This is a genomic window from Nocardioides mesophilus, from assembly GCF_014395785.1.
In the GTDB taxonomy this organism is placed as follows: Bacteria; Actinomycetota; Actinomycetes; order Propionibacteriales; family Nocardioidaceae; genus Nocardioides_B; species Nocardioides_B mesophilus.
Genome location: NZ_CP060713.1, coordinates 2,511,196 through 2,536,754 on the forward strand (window position 1 = coordinate 2,511,196; position 25,559 = coordinate 2,536,754).

Here is a 25,559-nt window from a genome sequence, read left to right on the forward strand (position 1 = left end):
GATCCCGGAGGCCTCCGAGGCCGGACGGGCACCACAGCAGCATCGAACAGTGAAGGTGACGGAGTAACCGTGTCGCAGTCGTACGACGAACAGCACGCCCCCTCCCTCAAGGTCGACCCGACGGTCGACGAGGAGCAGTCCCGGGCCGCCGAGCAGGCGGAGCCCGTGGACGAGTCCGCCTACGAGCCGATGGTCGAAGGCGCCGGTCTGTCCGCCGCCGATGACGACGCCGAGGACGCCGACGGCTCCGACGTGGACGCCCAGGTCGACGAGATCGACGAGGCCCGTGAGGCAGGCGACGACGAGGCTGCGGAGGACGTCCAGGTCGACGAGGACGCCGAGGTCGCGCAGGAGGCCGAGGAGGCCGCCGCGGTGGCCGAGGAGCCCGTGTCCGACCCGCTGGAGGAGTTCCGCGAGGCGCTGCGCTCCAAGCCCGGTGACTGGTTCGTGGTGCACACCTACTCCGGCATGGAGAACCGGGTGAAGGCCAACCTGGAGAACCGGATCACCTCCTTGAACATGGAGGACTACATCCACGAGGTGATCGTCCCGACCGAAGAGGTCGCGGAGATCAAGAACGGCCAGCGCAAGCTGGTCAAGCGCACCGTCCTCCCGGGCTACGTCCTGGTGCGCATGGACCTCACCGACGAGTCATGGTCGGCCGTGCGGCACACGCCGTCGGTCACCGGCTTCGTGGGGCACAGCCACCAGCCGGTGCCGCTGAGCCTCGACGAGGTCGAGAGCATGCTGGCCCCGGCCATCGTCGCCGAGGCCGAGGCCGCCGCTCCCGAGCAGGGAGGCGCCGGGGGCGCCGCCACCAAGCGGAAGGTCGAGGTCGCCGACTTCGACGTGTCCGACTCGGTCATGGTGGTCGACGGCCCGTTCGCCACGCTCCACGCGACGATCACCGAGATCAACGCGGAGTCCCAGAGGGTCAAGGCCCTCGTCGAGATCTTCGGCCGGGAGACGCCGGTCGAGCTGAGCTTCAGCCAGATCCAGAAGGTCTGACCGAGCGAGCTCAGGACAGAGAAGCACAGAAGTAAGGACCCTAGGACAAACATGCCTCCCAAGAAGAAGATCGCAGCGCTCGTCAAGGTGCAGCTGCAGGCCGGGGCGGCCACACCTGCTCCGCCGGTGGGTACCGCTCTCGGCCCCCACGGTGTGAACATCATGGAGTTCTGCAAGGCCTACAACGCGCAGACCGAGGCCATGCGGGGCACCGTCGTCCCCGTCGAGATCACCGTCTACGAGGACCGCAGCTTCACCTTCATCACGAAGACGCCTCCGGCGGCTGAGCTGATCAAGAAGGCTGCCGGCCTGCAGAAGGGCTCGGGCGTTCCGCACAAGGAGAAGGTCGGCAAGCTGACCAAGGACCAGGTGCGCGAGATCGCGACGACGAAGCTCCCCGACCTCAACGCCAACGACATCGACGCAGCGATGAAGATCGTCGAGGGCACCGCCCGCTCGATGGGCATCACGACCGACTGATGCTCCCTGGCGGCCTCCGCACCGGAGACCGCCGCACCGACCACACGTCATCCGTGGCAGGGCCCGCTACGCGCCCCACGACCACAACTGGTGGAAGAAGGAACCAGACATGCAGCGCAGCAAGACCTACCGTGCAGCCTCCGAGTCGTTCGACCAGGACGAGCTGCACACCCCGCTGGAGGCGATCAAGATCGCCAAGTCCAGCAGCAAGAAGAAGTTCGACGAGACCGTCGACGTGGCGATGCGCCTCGGCGTCGACCCGCGCAAGGCCGACCAGATGGTCCGCGGCACCGTCAACCTCCCGCACGGCACCGGCAAGACCGCCAGGGTCCTGGTCTTCGCCAACGGCGACAAGGCCGACGCCGCCCGTGAGGCCGGAGCCGACATCGTCGGTGGCGACGAGCTCATCGACAAGGTGAGCGGCGGCTGGCTGGACTTCGACGCGGTCGTCGCGACGCCGGACATGATGGGCAAGGTCGGCCGTCTCGGCCGCGTGCTCGGCCCCCGCGGCCTCATGCCGAACCCGAAGACCGGCACCGTCACGCCGGACGTCGCCAAGGCCGTCACGGACATCAAGGGCGGCAAGATCGAGTTCCGCGTCGACCGGCACGCGAACCTGCACTTCATCATCGGCAAGGCCTCCTTCGACGAGGCCCAGCTCGCGGAGAACTACGCCGCGGCGCTCGAGGAGGTGCTCCGGCTCAAGCCGGCCAGCTCGAAGGGCCGCTACCTGCGCAAGGTCACCGTCTCCACGACGATGGGCCCCGGCGTCCAGGTGGACCCGAACCGCACCCGCAACGTCGCCTCGGACGACGAGGTCTGACCCCCCGCCCTCCAGGCATGACGAGGCCCCGCCGGCAGCAGCCGGCGGGGCCTTGTCGCGTCCGGCCCGCGACGAGCCGCGACTACCCGCGACTACCCGCGGCTACTCGGTGAAGACCCGCTCGTCGACGAGCTGCTCGCTGACGATCCGACCCTCGCTCTCGAAGCGGCTCTGGTCGAAGCGCTTGTAGAACTCCATGTCGATGCCGGTCTTGCCGGTGCGGCTCTTCTCGATGCTCAGCACGGCGTAGTGCTTGAACCGCTCCACGTTGCCCATGTTGTAGACGAGGTGGTGGCGGGCGACGACGTCGTACTTGTGGTTGAGCAGCAGCACCGTGTCGGCCTCGTAGGCCAGCGACGAGGAGCCGCGCAGGTTGTTGACGCGCATCCGCTTCCCGGCCTGGATGCCCTCCTTGTCCGAGGCGACGACGGCCAGGATCGGTACGTCGTTGTCCAGGGCGAGGTCCTTGAGGCCCTCCACCACCGTGGTGATCCGCTCGGACTCCTCCGGCACGTTGCCCGGGACGTGGATCTTCTGGAGGTAGTCCACGACGACCAGGGGCTGCTGCCCGATCTCCTCGGTGACCTTGACGATGGCGGCGCGGATGGCGTCCAGGCCGGTCTTCGAGCCGGTGGAGCGGTGCAGGACGAGCCGGTCGGCGTACTCCTGGACCACCTCGATCGCCTTCGCACCGCCGTCGGTCCCGGAGAGCCGCTCGGCCAGCGACCCGGTCAGTCCGTCGGCGCCCTCGAAGCTCTGCCGGATCCGGCTGGTGCTCGGCGCGTCCGGGCCGCCGAGCCGACCCGCTTCGAGCGCGACGAGGCGGACCAGCAGGGTCTGCAGGTCGTGCTCGAAGGAGAAGACCAGCACCACGCGCCCCGATCGCGCCACGTTGCGGGCGACCTGCATCACCCAGGTGGTCTTGCCGAGTCCCTGCGGGCCGCCGAGCAGCACCAGCTCACCCGAGCGGAGACCGCCGCTGAGGTTGACGTCGAGGATGTCGAAGCCGGTCGGCCACACCCGGGCCTCGGCGTGCGAACCGGCGCGCACGCGGTAGTCAGCCTGCTCCAGGACGCCGGTGAGAGTTTCCAGTGAGAGATCCACGCACTCATGGAACCACCACCGGACGGCGCTCACGGGTGGTTCGCCGGAATCGGGGCCGGTGCGTGATTTGGCTCCAGGACCCGGACTCACGTACAGTTCCGGTGAAACCAGAGACCGCCGGTTGTCGGTGTGCCCGGAGAGAACGTGTCCGGGTCGCTGGCCGAAGGTCCCGCTCCGCGGGCATCCTGCGCAGGTGACACCGAGTGTGGCTGAACCACGCACCGCAAGGTGCGCAGCCGTCCGCCCCGTGCCTCCTGTGCCGGGGCTTTTTTCGTGGATGGGCCCGATCCGGCGTCGACGGAGACGTGTGATGACCGGAAGGAGACCCATGGCGCGGCCCGACAAGGCAGCCGACGTCGCAGAGCTCGTGGAGTCGTTCCAGGACTCTGCTGGTGCTGTGCTGACCGAGTACCGCGGTCTCTCCGTGAAGCAGCTGCAGGACCTGCGGCGTGCTCTCGGCGAGAACGCCACCTACGCCGTGGTCAAGAACACGCTCACCAAGATTGCCGCCACGGAGGCGGGCGTCGAAGGATTCGACGCCCTGCTCACCGGGCCGACCGCCATCGCGTTCATCAGCGGTGACGTCGTCGAGGCAGCCAAGGGCCTGCGTGACTTTGCCAAGGCAAACCCCTCCCTCGTGATCAAGGGCGGTGTCCTCGACGGCGCCGCGCTCGACGCGGCGGAGATCGCGAAGCTGGCCGACCTCGAGTCGCGTGAGGTCCTCCTCGCGAAGCTCGCCGGAGGCATGCTGGCTTCGCTCAGCCAGGCCGTCTACCTGCTCAACGCTCCTCTCGCGCAGGCTGCCCGCCTCGCCGGGGCGCTGCAGGCGAAGGCCGAGCAGGACCCCTCGATCCTCAAGGGTGGTGCCGGCACGCCGGCGCCCGTCTCGACCGAGGAGCCCTCCGGCTCCTCCGACGAGGCCGCAGGGGACACAGCCACGGAGACCACGGCGACCGATGAGGCCGAGTCGACCGAGACGTCCGCACCGGACGCCCCGGCCGATGAGACCCCGGCAGCCGAGGCCACCGAGGCCTGAGGCCCCCGGACCTACGGGCCCGAGCACCACTAACCGACACCCATCGGTCCGCTCGACCTGATCGGACCAGCAACACGGAAGGAAACGCCACCATGGCGAAGCTCACCACCGACGAGCTGCTCGACGCGTTCAAGGAGATGACCCTCCTCGAGCTGAGCGAGTTCGTGAAGCAGTTCGAGGACGCCTTCGGCGTCACCGCCGCCGCCCCCGTCGCCGCTGCGGCTCCCGCCGCCGCTGGTGGTGGCGAGGCCGCCGAGGCGGAGGAGCAGGACGAGTTCGACGTCGTCCTCGAGGCCGCTGGTGAAAAGAAGATCAACGTCATCAAGGAGGTCCGCGCGCTGACCAGCCTCGGCCTCAAGGAGGCCAAGGAGCTCGTCGAGGCGGCTCCGAAGGCGATCCTGGAGAAGGTCACCAAGGAGGCCGCGGAGAAGGCCAAGGGCGCCCTCGAGGGCGCCGGCGCCACCGTCACCGTCAAGTGACGCTCTGCTCCTGAGACACCGCGCGCGGCGGTCATCCCTACCGGGATGGCCGCCGTTCGTGCGTCCGGGCCCGGTCGTGCGCCGCCGGCTCGCCGGACCCCGACGGGGCCGCCGCCGGCGTCGCCCGGCCCCGATCTGCCCGATCCATGTGCCTGTGTGACGACCGTAACCATCTGTCGGTTTACTCGTTGGTAGGGGAGGGCACAACGCACGGTCAGGGAGTCCCGGGGGAGCCGATCGCCCTCGGCGGGCGCGCGACATCGAGGGAGGGACGCTTGTGGGCGTCGAGATCAAGGTCGACGGGCTGACGAAGTCCTTCGGCAAGCAGGTCATCTGGGGCGACGTCAGCCTGACGATCCCCGCGGGTGAGATCTGCGTGATGCTCGGCCCGTCGGGCACCGGCAAGTCCGTCTTCCTCAAGACCCTCATCGGGCTGCTCAAGCCCGACAAGGGGAGCATCGTCATCGAGGGCACCGACATCGCGACCTGCTCCGAGCGGCAGCTCTACGAGATCCGCAAGCTCTTCGGGGTCCTGTTCCAGGACGGCGCGATGTTCGGCTCGATGAACCTCTACGACAACGTCGCCTTCCCGCTGCGCGAGCACACCCGGAAGTCCGAGTCCGAGGTCCGCGACGTCGTCATGGAGAAGATGGAGCTCGTCGGCCTGGTCGGCGCCGAGGACAAGCTCCCCGGGGAGATCTCCGGCGGCATGCGCAAGCGCGCCGGGCTGGCCCGGGCGCTGGTCCTGGACCCGGAGATCGTGCTCTTCGACGAGCCCGACTCCGGCCTCGACCCGGTCCGCACGTCGTTCCTGAACCAGCTGATCGTCGACCTCAACGCGCAGATCGACGCCACCTTCCTCATCGTCACCCACGACATCAACACCGCCCGGACCGTCCCGGACAACATCGGGCTGCTCTTCCACCGGCACCTGGCGATGTTCGGGCCGCGGGAGATGCTGCTCTCCTCGGAGGAGCCGGTCGTCCGGCAGTTCCTCAACGCGCAGCGCATCGGTCCGATCGGGATGTCGGAGGAGAAGGACGCCGACGAGCTCGAGGCGGAGAAGGACCAGGAGCTGCCTGCGCTGCCGCCGATCCCGTTGCAGCTCGAGCCGTCCAACGGGGTGGCCCGGCGCAGCCAGCGGCCGCCGGGCGAGTGGTGCCGCGAGCACGGCGTGACGCCGCCGCCCGGCTCGTTCGAGGAGAACATGTCGATGGCGACGGGCGCCTGAGATGACGACGCTCACCTCCTCGCGGCTGCTCGCCCCGGTGGGGACGGCAGGCAAGCTCTTCGCCTTCGGCCTCGACGTGTTCCGCGGCCTGTTCCGCCGTCCCTTCCAGCTGCGGGAGTTCCTCCAGCAGGCCTGGTTCATCGCCTCGGTCACGATCGTGCCGACCGCGCTGGTGGCGATCCCCTTCGGCGCGGTGATCGCGCTGCAGGTGGGCGGGCTGATCAAGCAGTTCGGTGCCCAGTCCTTCACCGGCTCCGCCGCGGTACTGGCGGTGGTCCGGGAGGCCGGGCCGATCGCCACCTCGTTGCTGATCGCGGGCGCGGGCGGGTCGGCCATCGCCGCGGACCTCGGCGCTCGCAAGATCCGCGAGGAGCTCGACGCGATGATGGTGCTGGGCATCGACCCCATCCAGCGGCTCGTGGTGCCCCGGGTGCTGGCGACGATGCTGGTCGCGGTCTTCCTCAACGGCCTGGTCAGCGTGGTGGGAGTGGCCGGCGGCTACGTCTTCAACGTGGTGCTCCAGGACGGCACCCCAGGCGCCTACATCGCCAGCTTCACCGCCCTGGCCCAGCTCCCCGACCTGTGGCAGGGCATGGCCAAGGCGGTGGTCTTCGGGTTGATCGCGGCCGTCGTCGCCGCCTACAAGGGGATGAACGCCGCCGGTGGCCCCAAGGGGGTCGGCGACGCCGTCAACGAGTCGGTGGTCATCACCTTCATGCTCCTGTTCGTCGTCAACTTCGTGATGAGCGCGATGTACTTCCAGCTCGTCCCGCCGAAGACCGGATGAGACCCGGTGAGAGAGGGTCTGCCATGGCGAACGTGAGAGCGGTCTACCAGCGTCCGGCGCGCTTCCTGGACGAGCTGGGCGAGCAGCTGTCGTTCTACCTGCGCGCGCTCGCGTGGACGCCGCGCACGATCCGGCGCTACAAGAAGGAGATCCTCCGGCTGCTGGCCGAGGTCACCCTCGGGTCGGGTGCGCTCGCGGTCATCGGCGGCACCGTCGGGGTGATCACCGCGATGGCCTTCTTCACCGGCACCGAGGTCGGGTTGCAGGGCTACGCAGCGCTGAACCAGATCGGCACCGCGGCCTTCTCCGGGTTCGTCTCCGCCTACTTCAACACCCGCGAGATCTCGCCCCTGGTCGCCGGCATCGCGCTCGCCGCCACGGTCGGCTGCGGCTTCACCGCCCAGCTCGGGGCGATGCGGATCTCCGAGGAGGTCGACGCCCTCGAGGTGATGGCGATCCCCTCGCTGCCGTTCCTCGTCACCACCCGGATCATCGCGGGTCTCATCGCGATCGTCCCGCTCTACGTCATGGGCCTGCTGTCGTCGTACTTCGCGACCAGGCTGACCGTGACCCAGTTCTTCGGGCAGAGCGCCGGCACTTACGACCACTACTTCCACCAGTTCCTGCCGCCGGGCGACGTGCTGTGGTCCTTCGGCAAGGTGCTGGTCTTCGCCGTCGTCGTCATCCTGATCCACTGCTACTACGGCTACACCGCCTCGGGTGGCCCGGCGGGCGTCGGCCTGGCCGTGGGCCGGGCGGTGCGCACCTCGATCGTCGCCATCAACGTCATCGACCTGTTCCTGTCGATGGCGATCTGGGGCACGACGACCACGGTCAGGCTGGCGGGCTGACCATGAAGCTGCTCGTCGTGGGGAAGCACCGGGCGCTCGGCGTCGCCTTCCTGGTGCTGCTGCTGCTCTCGGTGTGGTTGACCTATGCGATCTTCACCAAGAAGTTCGTCGACTACGTGCCGGTGTCGGTGAAGGCCTCGAAGATCGGGCTGCAGCTGCCCCGCCTCGCCGACGTGAAGATCCGCGGCGTCATCGTCGGCGACGTCCGGGAGATCTCCTCCGACGGCGACGGCGCCACCCTCCGGCTCGCGATCGACCCCGACCTGGCCTCGACCATCCCGGCGAACACGACCGCGCGGATCCTCCCGAAGACGTTGTTCGGGGAGAAGTACGTCGCGCTGCAGGTGCCGGCCTCGCCCTCGCCGAAGTCGATCGCTGCCGGGGCGGTGATCCGGGAATCGCGGGTGGCGATCGAGGTGGAGCGGGTGCTCTCGGACCTCTACCCGCTGCTGCGCACGGTGCAGCCCGCGGAGCTCAACTACACGTTGACCGCGCTGGCGACCGCGTTGGAGGGTCGCGGCGAGGCGCTGGGCGAGAACCTGGTGGTCCTCGAGGACTACCTGGCACGGGTGAACCCCAAGGTGCCGTTGCTCGTCGACGACCTGCGGAAGCTGGGCGCGGTCTCGGAGACCTACCGCGCGGCGATGCCGGAGCTGGCGAACATCCTGCGCAACAGCGTCACGACCGGCAACACGCTCGTGGCGAAGGAGCAGAAGCTGACGGCGTTGTTCTCCGACGTCGCGAGCTTCTCCTCGACCAGCAGGGACTTCCTGGAGCAGAACGGCGCGAACATCATCCGGCTCAGCGAGCAGGGGCAGCAGCAGCTGCCGCTGTTCGCCAAGTACTCCTCGGAGTACCCCTGCCTGCTCCAGACCATGGTGCGGTGGACACCGCGGATGGAGAGCGCCTACCGCGGCTACACCCTGCACATCAACCTGGAGACGCTGCCGCGACAGCCGCGAGGCTACGAGCCGCGCGACGACCCCGCCTACGCCGACGAGCGCGGCCCCTTGAGTGAGCAGTCGTGCCGAGCGGCTCCCGGCTACAGCCAGCGCAACCTGCCCGGCGACCGCTACTCCCCGCAGCTGCAGACCGGGGTCGACTACCCGGTCGGCAAGCGGGTCCCCCGGGCTTCGACCTGACCTCCGGCTTCGCCGGCACCGAGGCCGAGCGGGCGGTGGTCAACTCGATCGCCGGCCCCGCCCTCGGCGTCCCCGCCGACGAGGTGCCCGACGTGGCGACGCTGCTGTTCGGCCCGCTGGCGCGCGGCGCGGAGGTGAGCCTGCGATGAAGCTGCTCGACAAGAAGACCACCGGGGACGCGGTCAAGCTGCTGATCTTCGTGCTCGTCACGACCATGGCGACCGGAGTGCTGGTGATCCTGATCGGCAACATCACCTTCGGCGAGACCAAGGCCTACAAGGCCGTCTTCAGCGACGCGACCGGAGTGGTCAACGGCGACGACGTCCGGATCGCCGGGGTCAAGGTCGGCACCGTCCAGGACATCGAGATCGTCGAGAGGACGCGGGCGCTGGTCACCTTCGACGTCGACTCCGACCAGCAGCTGACCGAGAGCACCCTCGCGCAGATCCGCTACCGGAACCTGGTGGGGCAGCGCTACATCTCGCTCTCGCAGGGCACCGGTGCCCCCGACGTGCTCCCGGCCGGGGCGACGATCCCGCTGGACCGGACCGAGCCGGCCCTGGACCTGACCGTGCTGTTCAACGGCTTCAAGCCGCTGTTCGAGGCCATCTCGCCCGCGGACGTCAACAAGCTCGCCTACGAGGTGATCACCGTCTTCCAGGGTGAGGGCGGCACGCTCGAGAGCCTGCTCGCCCACACCGCCTCGGTCACCACCACCCTGGCCAGCCGCGACCAGGTCATCGGCGAGCTCATCGACAACCTGAACGAGGTGATGGTGACGTTGGGCGACCGCGACGACGAGCTCTCGGACCTGCTGGTCAAGCTGCGCGTGTTCGTCTCCGGCCTCTCCGGCGACCGCGAGGCGATCCTGGGCTCGTTGGACTCCGTCTCCGCACTGGCGGTGGAGACCTCCCAGCTGGTCACGGGGATCCGGCCGTCACTGACCCGCGACGTCACGCAGCTGCGTGCCGTGGCGGGCAACATCGACCGCAACAAGGGCGAGCTCGACCGCGCGCTGCAGGTGCTGCCGATCAAGCTGAACAAGATCGGTCGGACCGCGACGTACGGCTCCTGGTTCAACTTCTACCTCTGCAGCTTCAAGGGTCAGGTGGAGCTGCCCGTGGGCCCCCCTGTCCCGGTCGACTACGAGACCGGGGGAGCGAGGTGTCACCTCGGATGAGCGTCCCCTTCCGTGAGCGGAACCCCGTGATCATCGGCGCGATCAGCCTGGCGGTCCTCACCGCACTGGTCCTCGCCGCCTTCCGGGCCGAGGACCTGCCGCTGATCGGCGGCGGCGACACCTACTACGCGGCGTTCAGCGAGGCCGGCGGCCTGAAGCCGAACGACGAGGTGCGGGTGGCCGGGGTCCGGGTCGGCAAGGTCAAGACCGTCGACCTCGACGGCGACCACGTGCGCGTCGAGTTCCTCGTCGACAGCGGCGTCGACTTCGGCGAGCGCACGGCCGCGGCCATCAAGGTCAAGACGCTGCTCGGCGCGATGTACCTCGCGCTCGAGCCGGCCGGCTCCGGCCAGCTCCCGGAGGGGACGGAGATCCCGGTCGAGCGCACCTCGTCGCCGTACGACGTCGTGGAGGCCTTCGAGGGCCTCGCCGACCGGTCCGCGCGGATCGACACCGACCAGCTGGCCACGTCGCTGGACACGCTGGCCGCGCTGACCAAGAACACGCCGGAGGAGTTCCGGGCGGCGCTGCGCGGCGTCTCCGACCTGTCCTCCAACATCGCGGCGCGCGACGAGCAGCTCAACACGCTGCTGGGCAACCTGCGCAAGGTCTCCGGCGTGCTCGGCGACCGGCGCCAGGACCTGGTCACCCTGATGCGCGACGGCGACAAGCTGTTCCGGGCCCTCGCCGCCCGCCGGCAGTCCGTGTCCAACCTGCTCGACGCGACCAGCCAGCTCTCCGTGCAGCTCACCGCGCTGGTCCGGGACACCCGGCAGGACCTCGGGCCGGCCCTGGACCACCTCGACAACGTCGTCGACGTGCTCCGCAAGAACCAGGACAACCTCGACGCCAGCCTCCGGCTGATGGCGCCGTTCTACCGCGTCTTCGCCAACACCCTGGGCAACGGTCCCTGGTTCGACACCTACATCCAGAACCTGCCGCCGGTCCCGGCGCTCGGTGGAGGGCTGTGAGATGACCAAGCACCTGCCGGCCCGCCGCGGCCTCACCAGCATCCTCTCCGGCGTCGCGGTGCTCGCCGTCGTAGCCGCGCTGCTGCTCGCGGTCTGGCCGCACGAGGACTCCAAGACGCTGACGGCGAAGTTCCCGCGCACCGTCTCCCTCTACGAGGGCTCCGACGTCCGGATCCTCGGCGTCCCGGTCGGCACGGTCGAGACCGTCACCCCGACCGGCACCGACGTCACGGTCACCATGCGCTACGACGCCAAGTACAAGGTGCCGGCCGACGCCAAGGCGGTGATCGTCTCGCCGGCGATCGTCGGGGACCGGTTCGTGCAGCTGACGCCGGTCTACACCGGCGGCGACGTGCTCGAGAGCGGTGCGGAGCTGACGACCGAGGACACCTCCACCCCGCTGGAGCTCGACGAGATCTACCAGAGCATCGACGACCTGGTGGTGGCCCTCGGCCCGGAAGGGGCGAACAAGAAGGGTGCGCTGACGAACCTGCTGGACTCGACCGCCGCGAACTTCGCCGGTCAGGGCAAGCAGTTCCACCAGACGATCCGCAACCTGGGCAAGTTCACCGGCACCCTGGAGAACAACAAGGACGAGCTGTTCGGCACCGCCCGCGAGATCGAGCGCTTCGTCGGTGCGCTCTCGCGCAACGACTCGACCGTCCGCGACTTCAACGACAGCCTCACCGGTGCCGCGGACCTGCTCGCGGACGAGCGGAAGGACCTTGCCGCGGCGCTGAAGAACCTCGGCATCGCCATGCAGCAGGTGTCCGGCTTCGTCCGCGAGAACCGCGACTCGCTCTCGGAGAACATCAAGGGCCTCAACCAGGTCACCAAGGTGCTCGTCAAGCAGCGTGCCGCCCTCGACGAGACGCTGACCAACGCTCCGCTCGCGCTGTCCAACCTGTTCCACACCTACAACCCCTCCACGGGGACGCTCGACACCCGGACGAACGTCGGGGAGAACCTCGCCGACCTGCAGAGCGACCCCGCCGCGCTGCTGTGCGGAGCGCTCGGCCAGACCCCGACGCCGAAGGAGTCCTGCGACCTGATCAGGAAGGCGCTGCCGCGTCCGGCGGTGTTCGACCGGGTCCGCCGCTCCGGTGAGGTCGTGGAGGTCGAGCACATCGACCGGTCGCTCGGCGGGATCTTGGAGGTCGACGGACGATGAGCCGCCGTACTTGCTCACGCTCCCTGCGCAGCCGGGTCGCCCGGCTGGTGACGCTGGTCGCGGTCGGGGCGGTCGCCCTCACCGGGTGCGACTTCTCCGTCTACGACGTGCCGCTGCCCGGCGGGGCCGACCTCGGGGACGACCCGTACTCCGTCACCGTGCAGTTCCGCGACGTGCTCGACCTCGTGCCCCAGTCGGCGGTCAAGGTCGACGACGTGACCGTGGGCCGCGTCGACTCCATCGACCTCGACGGCTACACCGCGGAGGTGACCGTGCTGCTCCGCGGGGACGTCGAGCTTCCGGACAACGCTGTCGCCGAGATCCGTCAGACCAGCCTGCTGGGCGAGAAGTTCGTGTCGCTGAAAGTGCCGCCGAGCGGGGCCACCCCCGAGCTGCTCGGGGACGGGGACCGGATCCCGCTGTCCCGCTCGGGCCGCAATCCCGAGGTGGAGGAGGTGCTGGGCGCGATGTCGCTGCTGCTCAACGGCGGCGGCGTGGCGCAGCTGAAGACGATCTCGGTGGAGCTGAACAAGGCGCTCGAGGGCCGCGAGACCAACGTCCGGGGGGTGCTCGACCAGCTCGACACCTTCATGGGGCAGCTCGACCAGAACAAGGACTCGATCGTGCAGGCCATCGAGAGCCTCAACCGGCTCTCGAAGTCGCTGAACCGGCAGAAGGGCGCGATCACCACCGCGCTCGACGAGCTTCCGCAGGCACTCGCCTCCATCGACCGGCAGCGCGACGACCTGGTCAAGATGCTGCGTGCCCTCAGCGAGCTCAGCGCGGTGGGCACCCGCGTGATCCGGGACTCCAAGGAGGCGACGATCGACAGTCTCGAGGCGCTCGCCCCGACGCTCACCAAGCTCGCGGAGGCCGGCGACGCGCTGCCCAAGGCACTCCAGGTGTTCCTCACCTACCCGTTCGTCGACGCCGTCGTCGGCAAGAACCCCGCCCAGGCACGCAACCTGCACATGGGTGACTACACGAACCTCGCGATCCAGCTCGACGTGAAGCTGACCGGTCAGGACGCCAACCCGATCCCTGATCCCGTCGACCTCTGCACGCAGACCCCGCTGGACCCGCTGTGCCAGGAGGCCGGCCCGGTCACCGAGACCGTCTCCCAGGTGGTGAAGTGCATCCAGAGCGGCGACCTGGCCAGCAAGGCCTGCAAGAAGGTCACCCTGAAGCAGCTGCGCAAGACCTGCAAGAAGGACAAGTACAAGAACACCGCGGTCTGCCGGATCGTGAACCAGCTGCCGGACACCGGTGAGGACGGGCCGATCGGCGGCATCCCGATCCCGATCCCGGACCTGCCGCTGCTGGGTGGCGGCACGGGCGGCACGGGTGGCACCGGCGGTGACGGCACCGGTGGCGACGTCGGTGGCGGCCTGTTCCGGACGATGTTCGGACCGGCGCCGGAGCGGCGGAGCACGGCCCCCGACTACGACAGCGAGCTGGCTCCGCTGCTGGTGTGGGGAATGGTGCCGCGATGAGCGCCGACCGCGACCGCTCGCGACGCTTCCGGGGTGACTGCGCATGATCACGCGACGGACCAAGGTGCAGCTGATCATCTTCGCGCTGATCACCGTGCTCGGGGTCTCCTTCGTCGGAGCCAGATACGCCCGGCTGGACCGGCTGTTCATCGACGACTCCTACGTGGTCGCCGCGCACTTCGCGGAGTCCGGCGGGATCTTCGAGGGGGCCGGCGTCTCCTACCGCGGTGTCACCGTCGGCAGGGTGGCCCAGCTGCGCCTGACCGACGAGGGCGTGGACGTGATGCTCGAGATCGACAACGACTCCGCCAGGATCCCGGAGGACGCGAAGGCCCTGGTGGCCAACCGGTCCGCGGTCGGGGAGCAGTACGTCGACCTGCTGCCCCAGACCGACGAGGGGCCCTACCTGGAGGAGGGCAGCGAGATCCCGCTCGCGATGACCGAGACCCCGATCCCGACGACCAAGTTCCTCGTCGACATCGACAGCACCGTCAACTCCGTCGACAAGCGCAGCCTGCGGACCGTGGTCAGCGAGCTCGGCGACGCCTTCCAGGGCACCGGCGAGGACCTCGGTCAGATCATCGACACGTCGAACTCGTTCATCCGGACCGCCAACGACAACTTCAAGCTGACCACCACGCTCCTCGAGGACAGCAACGTGGTGCTGGGCACCCAGCTCGACAAGGCCTCCGCCATCAGGAGCTTCTCCTCCGACCTGTCGAAGTTCTCCGACACCCTGGTCAGCTCCGACGCCGACCTCCGCCGCGTGATCGACAACGGCAGCGCCACCGCCAACCAGCTGCGCACCTTCCTCGAGGAGAACGACGTCGACCTCGGCGAGCTGATCAACAACCTGGTCACCACCGGGGAGGTCACCGCCCGGCACGTCGACGGTACCGAGATGATCCTGGTGGTCTACCCCTACGTCGTCGCCGGCGGCTACACCGTGGTCGGCAAGGACAGCACCGGTCTCTACGACGCGCACTTCGGTCTGATCACGCAGCAGTCGCCGGTCGTCTGCCACCAGGGCTACCAGAGCACCGACACCCGGCCGCCCTCGGACCGGGACAACCGGCCGATGAACGAGAGCGCGCGCTGCACCGAGGCCCAGGCTGCGAGCAACGCCCGCGGTGCCCAGAACGCCCCCCGCGGCCGCGCCGGGACGGCGTACCGTGCGCCGGTCGTCGCGGAGTACGATCGCGCGACCGGACAGGTGGAGTACGCCGACGACGCGGCCCGCCACCCGGTCACCTACACCGGGGGCGCCGAGGCCGTGTTCGGCAAGGACTCCTGGAAGTGGCTGCTGCTGCAGCCGCTCGCGGAGGGACGATGACCGACGCGACGGACCAGGAAGCAAGGTCGAGCATGCCGCACGCACCCACCGAACCGACCGGACCCACCGGATCCAGGGGACCCACCGAAGAGTCGGGGCCGCCGCCGGGTCGGGACGCGACCAGCGAGGCCGGTGGATCGTGGTGGTCCCCGCGCCTGAGCCGGGCGGCCGCGGGCGTGCTGGCTGCCGTGGCCGTGCTGGCCGTGGTCGCTCTCGTGCTCGAGCTGGTGCTGGTCCGGCCGGGCTGGGTCGAGTCGGAGGAGGAGGACCAGGCCCGCACCGAGGCCGTGCGCGCGGCCGAGCGGTTCGCCGTCCAGGTGAACAACTTCGACTCCGCCGACGTGGGGACCCTCAAGCAGAGCCTCACCCCGCTGCTGACCACCAAGTTCAACGACGACTTCGAGTCCACGGTGGACGACCTGCTCAGCCAGGTGGCCCAGGCCAAGCTCACCTCCCGGGGCGAGGTGATCCGCTCCGCGGTGGCCAGCGTGGACCGTGACTCCGCCGAGGTCCTGGTGGTGGCCGACGCCACCGCCGACTCGATCTACGGCAAGCGCGCCCGGCACTTCCGCTGGTCGGTGGACCTGGTCAAGGTCGACGGCGACTGGCTCGTCGACAACTTCAGCCCGGTGGCGTGAGGCAGGTGACGACGGTGAACCCCACTCTCTACGACATCCTCGGCGTGGCGCCGGACGCGAGCGCCGGCCAGATCAAGCGGGCCTGGCGCGACGCGGCCGAGCGGTTCGAACCCGGCAGCGGCGGCTCGGCCGCGCAGTTCCGGCTGTTCAACGAGGCCGCGGAGACGCTGCTCGACCCCGAGCGTCGCCAGGAGTACGACGCGCAGGCGGGCCTGTCGCCGACCGCGGCGGCCGGCCCTGCCACCCGCACCCTGCCCGCGACGTCGACGCAGCGAACCGCGACCGCCGCGACGACCTCGGCCCGGGACGCAACGGTCACGGACGGGACGGCGACGGACGCAACCCCCGCGGACGGAACCGGCGTGAGGACGGTCCCGGCCGGCCGGCCGGCTGCCGCGGGCGGCGAGCCCGGGCCCGCACCCGCTCCCGGCCGCGCGGTGCCCTGGCCGGTGCTGCTCGGGCTGGCCGTGCTCGCCGCGGTGCTCGTCGCGCTGGCCGCCGGACCGTTCATCCCCGGGATGGGGCTGGCGGCGACCCGCCAGGTGGTGGCCCAGGACGGGCTCGACGAGGCCCGCCGGGCCGCGCCGGCCGCCGCCGAGCGGGCCGCCGAGGCGATCCTGGCCTACGACTACCGCTCGCTGGAGGCCGACCGGGACGCCGCCGCCGACTTCATGACCGACGACTACCGCAAGGACTACCTCGACACCTTCGACAGCACCGTCATCGAGGGCGCCGAGAAGCTGAAGGCCAAGGTGACCGCCCAGGTCCGGGCCTCGGGCGTGTCGCTGGCCACCGAGGACCGGGTCCAGGTGCTGCTCTTCGTCGACCAGGTCACGACGAGCACCGCCAACGACGAGCCCCAGACCGCCCTGAACCGGGTGATGTTCACGATGCAGAAGGCCCGCGACGGCTCCTGGCTCGTCGACGACATCACGTCGTACTGACGCCCGCCCTCAGCCCCCGTATCCCGAGGAGCAGGTTGCCCGGTCGCGGCAGCCTGCTGGGCGGGCGAGTGCGCCGGAAGCGGGCATCCTGCTCCTCGAGGTGCGATCCCGGCGCACGAAGCCGACCGCGCCGGCCGCACCCGGGCACGCGACCCGGTCAGTACCGGTCGCCGCCGGCCGCGCGAGGCTACTCGCGGGTCACTTTCGGGACACCGGTACATACCGGCGCAAAACGGGACGAGGATGCCCGCGGAGGTTCTTGACTCGGGGCCCGGGAGCATTCATGCTTCTTGCGGCAGGCAGGGGCTGTCTGCTCGGTTGTGCCTTCGTGCGCGTTCGTATACCATCGATCTTTGCGCCTGCCCTCAAATACCTCCAGCCTGCCCGGCGGCTGGACGCGGGGGAGCGGGCGTCATCACCAGATGAGTCCGCGAGCCTTCGGAAGGACCCCTCTTGGCCGCCTCGCGCAGCACGTCCGCTTCCAACGACACCACCGTTTCACAGTCCCCCCGCCGCATCTCCTTCGCCAAGATCGAGGAACCACTCGAGGTTCCCAAGCTTCTTGACCTCCAGACCACCAGCTTCGACTGGCTGGTCGGGAACGAGGCCTGGCAGCAGGCCGCACAGGCCCGCATCGATGCGGGCGAGGATGTCTCCCTCAAGTCCGGCCTCCAGGAGATCTTCGAGGAGATCTCTCCCATCGAGGACTTCTCCGGCACGATGTCCCTCTCGTTCGAGAACCCGGTCTTCTACGACCCGAAGAACTCGGTCGAGGAGTGCAAGGAGAAGGACTTCACCTACTCCGCGCCGCTCTACGTCTCCGCCGAGTTCACCAACAACGAGACCGGTGAGATCAAGGGCCAGACGGTCTTCATGGGCGATTTCCCGCTCATGACCAACAAGGGCACCTTCGTGATCAACGGCACCGAGCGTGTCGTGGTCTCGCAGCTGGTCCGTTCCCCGGGTGTCTACTTCGAGCGCAGCGCCGACAAGACGTCCGACAAGGACATCTACACCGCGAAGGTCATCCCCTCGCGCGGTGCGTGGCTCGAGTTCGAGATCGACAAGCGCGACATGGTCGGCGTCCGCCTCGACCGCAAGCGCAAGCAGAACGTCACGGTGCTGCTCAAGGCCCTCGGCTGGTCCGAGCAGCAGATCCGCGACGAGTTCGGCGAGTACGAGTCGATGATGCTGACGCTGGAGAAGGACCACACCTCCGGCCAGGACGACGCGCTGCTCGACATCTACCGCAAGCTGCGTCCCGGCGAGCCGCCGACGCGTGAGGCTGCGCAGACGCTGTTGGACAACTACTACTTCAACGGCAAGCGCTACGACCTGGCCAAGGTCGGCCGCTACAAGATCAACAAGAAGCTCGGCCTGCAGGAGGCGTTCGACCAGCAGACGCTGACGGTCGACGACATCGTCTCCGCGATCCGCTTCATCGTCGCGCTGCACGACGGCAAGACCGAGATGGACATGCCCGTGGGCACCATCGAGGTCCACGCCGACGACATCGATCACTTCGGCAACCGGCGCATGCGCACGGTCGGCGAGCTCATCCAGAACCAGCTGCGCACCGGGCTGGCCCGGATGGAGCGCGTGGTCCGCGAGCGGATGACGACCCAGGACGTCGAGGCCATCACCCCGCAGAGCCTGATCAACATCCGGCCCGTGGTCGCGGCGCTGAAGGAGTTCTTCGGAACCTCGCAGCTCTCGCAGTTCATGGACCAGACGAACCCGATCGCCGGCCTGACGCACAAGCGTCGGCTCTCGGCGCTCGGCCCGGGTGGTCTCTCCCGTGACCGCGCCGGCTTCGAGGTCCGCGACGTGCACCCGTCCCACTACGGCCGGATGTGCCCGATCGAGACCCCTGAGGGCCCGAACATCGGCCTGATCGGCTCGCTGGCGACGTTCGGACGGATCAACCCGTTCGGGTTCGTCGAGACGCCGTACCGCAAGGTGGAGAAGGGCCGGGTCACCGACACGGTCCAGTACCTCACCGCCGACGAGGAGGACCGCTTCGTCATCGCGCAGGCCAACGCCGCGCTCGATGCCGAGGGTCGCTTCGCGGAGGAGCGGGTGCTGGTCCGCCAGCGTCACGGTGAGGTCGACGTCGTCCCCGCGGACGAGGTGGACTTCATGGACGTCTCGCCGCGCCAGATGGTGTCGGTCGCGACCGCGCTGATCCCGTTCCTGGAGCATGACGACGCCAACCGCGCGCTGATGGGCTCCAACATGCAGCGTCAGGCGGTGCCGCTCATCAAGAGCGACGCCCCCCTGGTCGGCACCGGCATGGAGTTCCGTGCCGCGGTCGACGCCGGCGACGTCGTGACCGCTGAGGGCGCCGGCGTGGTGACCGAGGTCTCCGCCGACCTCGTCGAGGTCATGCAGGACGACGGCACCTACCGCACCTACAAGATGCAGAAGTTCAGCCGCTCCAACCAGGGCACCTGCATCAACCAGCGCCCGCTGGTCTCGGAGGGGCAGCGCCTCGAGGTCGGCTCGCCGATCGCCGACGGTCCCTGCACCGACGAGGGCGAGATGGCGCTGGGCACCAACCTGCTCGTCGCGTTCATGCCGTGGCAGGGCCACAACTACGAGGACGCGATCATCCTGTCGCAGCGCCTCGTGCAGCAGGACGTCCTCACCTCGATCCACATCGAGGAGCACGAGGTCGACGCCCGCGACACGAAGCTGGGTCCGGAGGAGATCACCCGCGACATCCCCAACGTCAGCGAGGAGATGCTCGCCGACCTCGACGAGCGGGGCATCATCCGGATCGGCGCGGAGGTCACCACCGGTGACATCCTCGTCGGCAAGGTGACCCCCAAGGGCGAGACCGAGCTGACCCCCGAGGAGCGGCTGCTTCGCGCGATCTTCGGCGAGAAGGCGCGCGAGGTCCGCGACACGTCCATGAAGGTGCCGCACGGTGAGTCCGGCACGGTCATCGGCGTTCGGGTCTTCGACCGCGAGGACGGCGACGAGCTGCCTCCGGGCGTGAACCAGCTGGTCCGGGTCTACGTCGCCCAGAAGCGCAAGATCTCCGTGGGTGACAAGCTCGCCGGCCGTCACGGCAACAAGGGCGTCATCTCCAAGATCCTGCCGGTGGAGGACATGCCGTTCCTCGAGGACGGCAGCCCGGTCGACGTCGTGCTCAACCCGCTCGGCGTGCCGGGCCGGATGAACATCGGCCAGATCCTCGAGATCCACCTCGGTTGGCTGGCCAAGTCCGGCTGGCAGGTCGAGGGGGACGACGAGGAGTGGAAGCGTCGCCTCATCTCCATCCACGCCGACGCCGCGGAGGCCGACACCAACGTCGCCACCCCCGTGTTCGACGGTGCGAGGGAGGACGAGATCGTCGGGCTGCTCGGCTCCGCGCTCCCCAACCGCGACGGCATCCGCCTCGTGGGGGAGAACGGCAAGGCCAACCTGTTCGACGGTCGCTCCGGTGAGCCGTTCCCCGAGCCGGTCTCCGTCGGCTACATGTACATCCTGAAGCTGCACCACCTCGTGGACGACAAGATCCACGCCCGCTCCACCGGTCCCTACTCCATGATCACCCAGCAGCCGCTGGGCGGTAAGGCGCAGTTCGGTGGCCAGCGGTTCGGTGAGATGGAGGTCTGGGCCATGGAGGCGTACGGCGCCGCCTATGCCCTGCAGGAGCTCCTGACCATCAAGTCCGACGACGTCCCCGGACGCGTCAAGGTCTACGAGGCGATCGTGAAGGGCGAGAACATCCCCGACTCGGGCATCCCCGAGTCGTTCAAGGTGCTCGTCAAGGAGATGCAGTCGCTCTGCCTCAACGTCGAGGTGCTGTCCCAGGACGGCTCCGCGATCGAGATGCGCGACGCGGAGGAGGACGTCTTCCGCGCCGCCGAGGAGCTCGGCATCGACCTGTCCCGTCGCGAGCCCAGCAGCGTCGAAGAAGTCTGAGCCCGAGCGGTACGTCGTCGCAGCGGCTCGCCCGCCACGACGACGTACCGCCGGCCCAGTCGTCAGCCATCAGGAACAAGCGAAAACACGAGGAAAGAAGCCACCGTGCTCGACGTGAACTTCTTCGACAAGCTCAAGATCGGCCTGGCCACCGCGGACGACATCCGCGGGTGGAGCCACGGCGAGGTCAAGAAGCCGGAGACGATCAACTACCGCACGCTCAAGCCCGAGCGTGACGGCCTCTTCTGCGAGAAGATCTTCGGTCCCACCCGGGACTGGGAGTGCTACTGCGGCAAGTACAAGCGCGTCCGCTTCAAGGGCATCATCTGCGAGCGCTGCGGCGTCGAGGTCACCCGCTCCAAGGTGCGCCGCGAGCGCATGGGCCACATCGAGCTCGCCGCTCCCGTGACCCACATCTGGTACTTCAAGGGTGTGCCGAGCCGGCTCGGCTACCTGCTGGACCTGGCCCCGAAGGACCTCGAGAAGGTCATCTACTTCGCGGCCTACATGATCACCTCGGTCGACGAGGACGCGCGTCACCGCGACCTGTCCTCGCTCGAGGCCAAGGTCGACCTGGAGCGCAAGCGCCTGGAGAACCGTCGCGACACCCAGATCGACGAGCGCGCCAAGAAGCTCGAGGAGGACCTCGCGGCCCTGGAGGCCGAGGGTGCCAAGGCCGACGCGCGCCGCAAGGTGAAGGACGGTGCGGAGCGCGAGATGAAGCAGCTCCGTGACCGCTCCCAGCGCGAGCTGGACCGCCTCGACGAGGTGTGGAACCGCTTCAAGAACCTCAAGGTCCAGGACCTCGAGGGCGACGAGCTGCTCTACCGCGAGATGAAGAACTGGTTCGGCAAGTACTTCGAGGGCCACATGGGCGCCACCGCGATCCAGCGGCGCCTCGAGGACTTCGACCTCGACGCCGAGGTGGAGAGCCTGCGCGAGACCATCGCCACCGGCAAGGGTCAGCGCAAGGTCCGTGCGCTCAAGCGCCTCAAGGTCGTCGACGCGTTCCGCAAGGCCGGCAACAGCCCCCGCGGGATGGTCCTCGACGCGGTCCCGGTGATCCCGCCGGACCTGCGCCCGATGGTCCAGCTCGACGGTGGCCGCTTCGCCACCTCGGACCTCAACGACCTGTACCGCCGCGTGATCAACCGGAACAACCGGCTCAAGCGTCTGCTCGACCTCGGTGCGCCGGAGATCATCGTCAACAACGAGAAGCGGATGCTGCAGGAGGCCGTCGACTCGCTGTTCGACAACGGCCGTCGTGGCCGTCCGGTCACCGGCCCGGGCAACCGGCCGCTGAAGTCGCTCTCGGACATGCTCAAGGGCAAGCAGGGCCGGTTCCGCCAGAACCTGCTGGGCAAGCGTGTCGACTACTCCGGCCGTTCGGTCATCGTGGTCGGTCCGCAGCTCAAGCTGCACCAGTGCGGTCTGCCCAAGCAGATGGCGCTCGAGCTGTTCAAGCCGTTCGTGATGAAGCGCCTGGTCGACCTGAACCACGCGCAGAACATCAAGAGCGCCAAGCGGATGGTCGAGCGTGCGCGCCCGGTCGTGTGGGACGTCCTCGAGGAGGTCATCACCGAGCACCCGGTGCTGCTGAACCGTGCACCCACGCTGCACCGTCTGGGCATCCAGGCCTTCGAGCCGCAGCTGATCGAGGGCAAGGCCATCCAGATCCACCCGCTCGTCTGCTCGGCGTTCAACGCCGACTTCGACGGTGACCAGATGGCCGTGCACCTGCCGCTCTCCGCGGAGGCGCAGGCCGAGGCCCGGATCCTGATGCTGTCGACGAACAACATCCTGAAGCCGTCCGACGGTCGCCCGGTGACGATGCCGACCCAGGACATGATCATCGGCCTGTTCTTCCTCACCCGGGAGATGGAGGGCGACCTGGCCGGCGACGGCCGCGCGTTCTCCTCGACCTCCGAGGCGATCATGGCGCTCGACCGGGGCGAGATCACCCTGCAGAGCCGGGTCCGGATCCGGTTCCCGCAGGTCGTCCCGCCGGCCGACGTCACCGTCCCCGAGGGCTGGGAGCCCGGGCAGCCGCTGCTGCTCGAGACCACCCTGGGCCGGGCGCTGTTCAACGAGACGCTTCCCGCCGACTACGCCTTCGTGAACTACGAGGTCGGCAAGAAGCAGCTCGGGGTGATCGTCAACGACCTGGCCGAGCGCTACACCAAGGTCGAGGTCGCCGCGGCGCTGGACGCCCTCAAGGACACCGGCTTCCACTGGGCCACCCGGTCCGGCGTGACGGTCTCCATCGAGGACGTCGTGACGCCGCCGCGCAAGGCGGAGATCCTCGAGGTCTTCGAGGAGCAGGCCAAGAAGGTGCAGACGCAGTTCGAGCGCGGTCTGATCACCGACGACGAGCGTCGCCAGGAGCTCATCGAGATCTGGACGCAGGCCTCCAACGAGGTGGCGGCCGAGCTCGAGAAGACCTTCGACAAGATGAACCCGATCTACATGATGGTTCACTCGGGTGCTCGCGGAAACATGATGCAGGTGCGGCAGATCGCCGCCATGCGTGGTCTGGTGGCGAACCCCAAGGGCGACATCATCCCGCGGCCGATCAAGTCGAACTTCCGTGAGGGCCTGACCGTCCTGGAGTACTTCATCGCGACGCACGGTGCCCGCAAGGGTCTGGCCGACACCGCTCTGCGGACGGCCGACTCGGGCTACCTGACCCGTCGTCTGGTGGACGTCTCCCAGGACGTCATCATCCGTGAGGACGACTGTGGCACCGAGCGCGGTCTGCCCAAGCGGATCGGGCAGCGTCTGCCCGACGGCACGGTGATCAAGGACGAGAACGCCGAGACCGCGGCGTACGCCCGTTCGGCGTCCGTCGAGGTGACCCACCCCGACACCGGCGCCGTGCTGGTGGAGGCCGGTGGTGACCTCGGTGACGTCAAGATCAACGAGCTCGTGGCCGCCGGCATCGAGGAGGTCAAGGTCCGGTCCGTCCTGACCTGTGACGCCAAGACCGGCACCTGCGCCAAGTGCTACGGCCGCTCGCTGGCCACCGGCAAGCTCGTCGACATCGGCGAGGCCGTCGGCATCATCGCGGCCCAGTCGATCGGTGAGCCGGGCACGCAGCTGACGATGCGTACCTTCCACACCGGTGGTGTGGCCTCCGCGGACGACATCACCCAGGGTCTGCCGCGTGTGGTCGAGCTGTTCGAGGCGCGCACCCCCAAGGGTCGTGCCCCGATCACCGAGGCCGCCGGTCGGATCACGATCGAGGAGACGGACAAGACCAAGAAGGTCCTCGTCACCCCGGACGACGGCTCGGAGGTCCAGGAGTACCCGATCAGCAAGCGCTCGCGCCTGCTGGTGGGCGAGGGCGACCACGTCGAGGTCGGCCAGCGGCTCACCCAGGGCACGGAGGACCCGCAGGACGTCCTGCGCATCCTCGGTGTCCGGCGGGCCCAGGAGCACCTCGTGGACGAGGTCCAGGAGGTCTACCGCAGCCAGGGCGTGTCGATCCACGACAAGCACATCGAGATCATCGTGCGGCAGATGCTGCGCCGGGTCCTGGTGCTGGAGCAGGGCGACACCGGCCTGCTGCCGTCCGAGCTCGTCGACCGCGTGCGGTTCGAGGAGGAGAACCGTCGGGTGGTCTCCGAGGGCGGCAAGCCCGCGGCCGGCCGTCCGCAGCTGATGGGCATCACGAAGGCGTCGCTGGCCACGGAGTCGTGGCTGTCGGCGGCCTCCTTCCAGGAGACGACCCGCGTCCTCACCGACGCGGCGATCCACGGCAAGTCCGACTCGCTGCTGGGCCTGAAGGAGAACGTGATCATCGGAAAGCTGATCCCGGCGGGCACCGGTCTCGAGCGCTACCGCAACATCCGGGTGGAGCCGACGGAGGAGGCGCGTGCGAACGCGTACTCCGTCACCGGCTACGGCGACTACGACTACGACTTCGGCAACACCGGAGGTCAGGCCGTGGCGCTGGACGACTTCGACTTCGGTTCCTACCAGAACTGAGCCGGAGCGCCGTCCGACCCGGACGGAGCAACCAGCCGCAACAGCCCAGGAGGGCCGGCATCCCAGCAGGGTGCCGGCCCTCCTGGCCGTTCGGGAGCCGTCGACGTCGCCCGGAGGAGTGCAGCATGAGCGAGCCGGAGGCAGGGCGAGTGCGAACTGCGGGCATGGAGCCGACCTACGCCACCGCGATCGCGCTGGCCCGCGTCGGCTTCGCGGCGCTGGGCCTGCGCCTCGACGTCGAGGGCGACGAGCGGATCCCCCGGGACGGTCCGGTCCTGCTGGCCGCCAACCACGTCAGCTTCCTGGACTTCGCGCTCGTCGGGCTGGCTGCCCGGCGCAGCCGCCGCCGGGTCCGGTTCCTGGCCCGCCACGACGTCTGGTCCTCCCCGGCTGGGGCCGCGATGACCGCCATGCGGCACGTGCCGGTCGACCCGGCGGCCCCGGCGGCGGCGTACCTGCGCGCCCGCCGGCTGCTCCTCGAGGGGGAGGCGGTGGGCATCTTCCCGGAGGCCGGCATCAGCACGTCGTACGTCGTCCGCGGCCTCATGCCGGGCACGGCCGCCTTGGCCGCGCAAACCGGCGTCCCGATCCACCCGGTCGTGATCTGGGGGCCGCAGCGGATCGCCACCGCCGGGCGGCCCGTCGACCTGCACCGCGGCCGGCCGATCACGGTCCGCGTGGGGGAACCGCTGCCGGTCCTGACCGGTGCGGACCCGCGGACGACCACCGAACGGCTCGGTGCGGTGCTGCAGCGGATGCTGGACGAGGTGCAGGACCGCCCCGAGCACCGGCCCCGCCCGGACGAGCCGGCCGGGTGGCACCCGGCGCACCTGGGCGGCAGCGCGCCGGCGCCGGAACTGGCCCGATCCGTGGAGCGGCTGCCGCGCAGCGCCGTGCCGCCCACCTGGGGGACCGGCGCGCGACGCTGAGGAGGCGGCGACGGCCGGCCGCGGTCCTCGACGACCAGG

Annotated in this window: 20 protein-coding genes; 19 read left to right on the forward strand and 1 reads right to left on the reverse strand. The window is 69.1% G+C overall.

Going from position 1 to position 25,559, the window contains the following annotated elements; all coding sequences use genetic code 11:
• The first annotated feature begins 69 nt into the window (after window positions 1-69).
• The 3 genes from nusG (at window position 70) to rplA (ending at window position 2,311) form a co-directional block, all read left to right on the forward strand.
• Window positions 70-1,008: a transcription termination/antitermination protein NusG gene (nusG, locus tag H9L09_RS12085; RefSeq protein WP_246455983.1), complete on the forward strand. Its 939-nt coding sequence runs from the start codon at window positions 70-72 to the stop codon at window positions 1,006-1,008.
• Window positions 1,009-1,059: 51 nt separating this feature from the next.
• On the forward strand, window positions 1,060-1,488 hold the full coding sequence (gene rplK / locus H9L09_RS12090; protein WP_187577194.1) for a 50S ribosomal protein L11: 429 nt from the start codon (window positions 1,060-1,062) through the stop codon (window positions 1,486-1,488).
• A 109-nt stretch (window positions 1,489-1,597) separates the two neighbouring features.
• The gene (rplA, locus tag H9L09_RS12095; RefSeq protein WP_187577195.1) at window positions 1,598-2,311 is read left to right on the forward strand and encodes a 50S ribosomal protein L1; all 714 of its coding nucleotides are present in this window, start codon (window positions 1,598-1,600) and stop codon (window positions 2,309-2,311) included.
• A 102-nt stretch (window positions 2,312-2,413) separates the two neighbouring features.
• On the opposite strand, the gene H9L09_RS12100 is transcribed toward rplA, so the two are convergent.
• Window positions 2,414-3,415, reverse strand: a complete 1,002-nt coding sequence (locus tag H9L09_RS12100) for a DnaB-like helicase C-terminal domain-containing protein (RefSeq protein ID WP_223164019.1) — start codon at window positions 3,413-3,415, stop codon at window positions 2,414-2,416.
• A 328-nt stretch (window positions 3,416-3,743) separates the two neighbouring features.
• Here H9L09_RS12100 and rplJ point away from each other — a divergent pair, with 328 nt between their 5' ends.
• From rplJ to H9L09_RS12180, 16 genes are all read left to right on the forward strand, one after another.
• On the forward strand, window positions 3,744-4,451 hold the full coding sequence (gene rplJ, locus H9L09_RS12105; RefSeq protein WP_187577197.1) for a 50S ribosomal protein L10: 708 nt from the start codon (window positions 3,744-3,746) through the stop codon (window positions 4,449-4,451).
• Window positions 4,452-4,543: 92 nt separating this feature from the next.
• Window positions 4,544-4,930, forward strand: a complete 387-nt coding sequence (gene rplL, locus H9L09_RS12110; RefSeq protein ID WP_187577198.1) for a 50S ribosomal protein L7/L12 — start codon at window positions 4,544-4,546, stop codon at window positions 4,928-4,930.
• A 277-nt stretch (window positions 4,931-5,207) separates the two neighbouring features.
• The gene (locus tag H9L09_RS12115; protein WP_187577199.1) at window positions 5,208-6,161 is read left to right on the forward strand and encodes an ABC transporter ATP-binding protein; all 954 of its coding nucleotides are present in this window, start codon (window positions 5,208-5,210) and stop codon (window positions 6,159-6,161) included.
• 1 nt (window position 6,162) lies between these two features.
• Entirely contained in the window at window positions 6,163-6,948 is a 786-nt protein-coding gene (locus H9L09_RS12120; RefSeq protein ID WP_187577200.1) for an MlaE family ABC transporter permease, read from the forward strand.
• Between the two features lie 23 nt (window positions 6,949-6,971).
• Window positions 6,972-7,799, forward strand: coding sequence for an MlaE family ABC transporter permease (locus H9L09_RS12125; RefSeq protein WP_187577201.1), 828 nt, complete (start codon window positions 6,972-6,974; stop codon window positions 7,797-7,799).
• Between the two features lie 2 nt (window positions 7,800-7,801).
• Window positions 7,802-8,941, forward strand: a complete 1,140-nt coding sequence (locus H9L09_RS12130) for an MCE family protein (protein ID WP_187577202.1) — start codon at window positions 7,802-7,804, stop codon at window positions 8,939-8,941.
• Between the two features lie 145 nt (window positions 8,942-9,086).
• Complete coding sequence (locus H9L09_RS12135) at window positions 9,087-10,121, forward strand: MCE family protein (protein WP_187577203.1); 1,035 nt, start codon at window positions 9,087-9,089, stop codon at window positions 10,119-10,121.
• On the forward strand, window positions 10,118-11,092 hold the full coding sequence (locus H9L09_RS12140) for an MCE family protein (RefSeq protein WP_187577204.1): 975 nt from the start codon (window positions 10,118-10,120) through the stop codon (window positions 11,090-11,092). The genes H9L09_RS12135 and H9L09_RS12140 overlap by 4 nt, the downstream gene beginning before the upstream one ends.
• Before the next feature lies 1 nt (window position 11,093).
• Entirely contained in the window at window positions 11,094-12,263 is a 1,170-nt protein-coding gene (locus H9L09_RS12145) for an MCE family protein (protein ID WP_187577205.1), read from the forward strand.
• Window positions 12,260-13,756 (forward strand): MCE family protein, encoded by a 1,497-nt coding sequence (locus tag H9L09_RS12150; RefSeq protein ID WP_187577206.1) that lies wholly within the window; start codon window positions 12,260-12,262, stop codon window positions 13,754-13,756. Before H9L09_RS12145 ends, H9L09_RS12150 begins: the two co-directional genes overlap by 4 nt.
• A 43-nt stretch (window positions 13,757-13,799) precedes the next feature.
• Window positions 13,800-15,089 (forward strand): MCE family protein, encoded by a 1,290-nt coding sequence (locus H9L09_RS12155; protein ID WP_187577207.1) that lies wholly within the window; start codon window positions 13,800-13,802, stop codon window positions 15,087-15,089.
• A gap of 176 nt (window positions 15,090-15,265) precedes the next feature.
• Window positions 15,266-15,727, forward strand: coding sequence for a hypothetical protein (locus tag H9L09_RS12160; protein WP_187577208.1), 462 nt, complete (start codon window positions 15,266-15,268; stop codon window positions 15,725-15,727).
• Between the two features lie 14 nt (window positions 15,728-15,741).
• Window positions 15,742-16,671, forward strand: coding sequence for a J domain-containing protein (locus H9L09_RS12165; protein ID WP_187577209.1), 930 nt, complete (start codon window positions 15,742-15,744; stop codon window positions 16,669-16,671).
• 453 nt (window positions 16,672-17,124) lie between these two features.
• Window positions 17,125-20,604 carry a DNA-directed RNA polymerase subunit beta gene (gene rpoB, locus H9L09_RS12170; RefSeq protein WP_187577210.1) on the forward strand — a complete coding sequence of 1,160 codons (3,480 nt, stop codon included), beginning with the start codon at window positions 17,125-17,127 and terminating at the stop codon, window positions 20,602-20,604.
• Window positions 20,605-20,709: 105 nt separating this feature from the next.
• Window positions 20,710-24,591, forward strand: a complete 3,882-nt coding sequence (locus H9L09_RS12175; protein WP_187577211.1) for a DNA-directed RNA polymerase subunit beta' — start codon at window positions 20,710-20,712, stop codon at window positions 24,589-24,591.
• Window positions 24,592-24,716: 125 nt separating this feature from the next.
• Window positions 24,717-25,520 (forward strand): lysophospholipid acyltransferase family protein, encoded by an 804-nt coding sequence (locus tag H9L09_RS12180; protein WP_187577212.1) that lies wholly within the window; start codon window positions 24,717-24,719, stop codon window positions 25,518-25,520.
• Window positions 25,521-25,559: the final 39 nt, after the last annotated feature.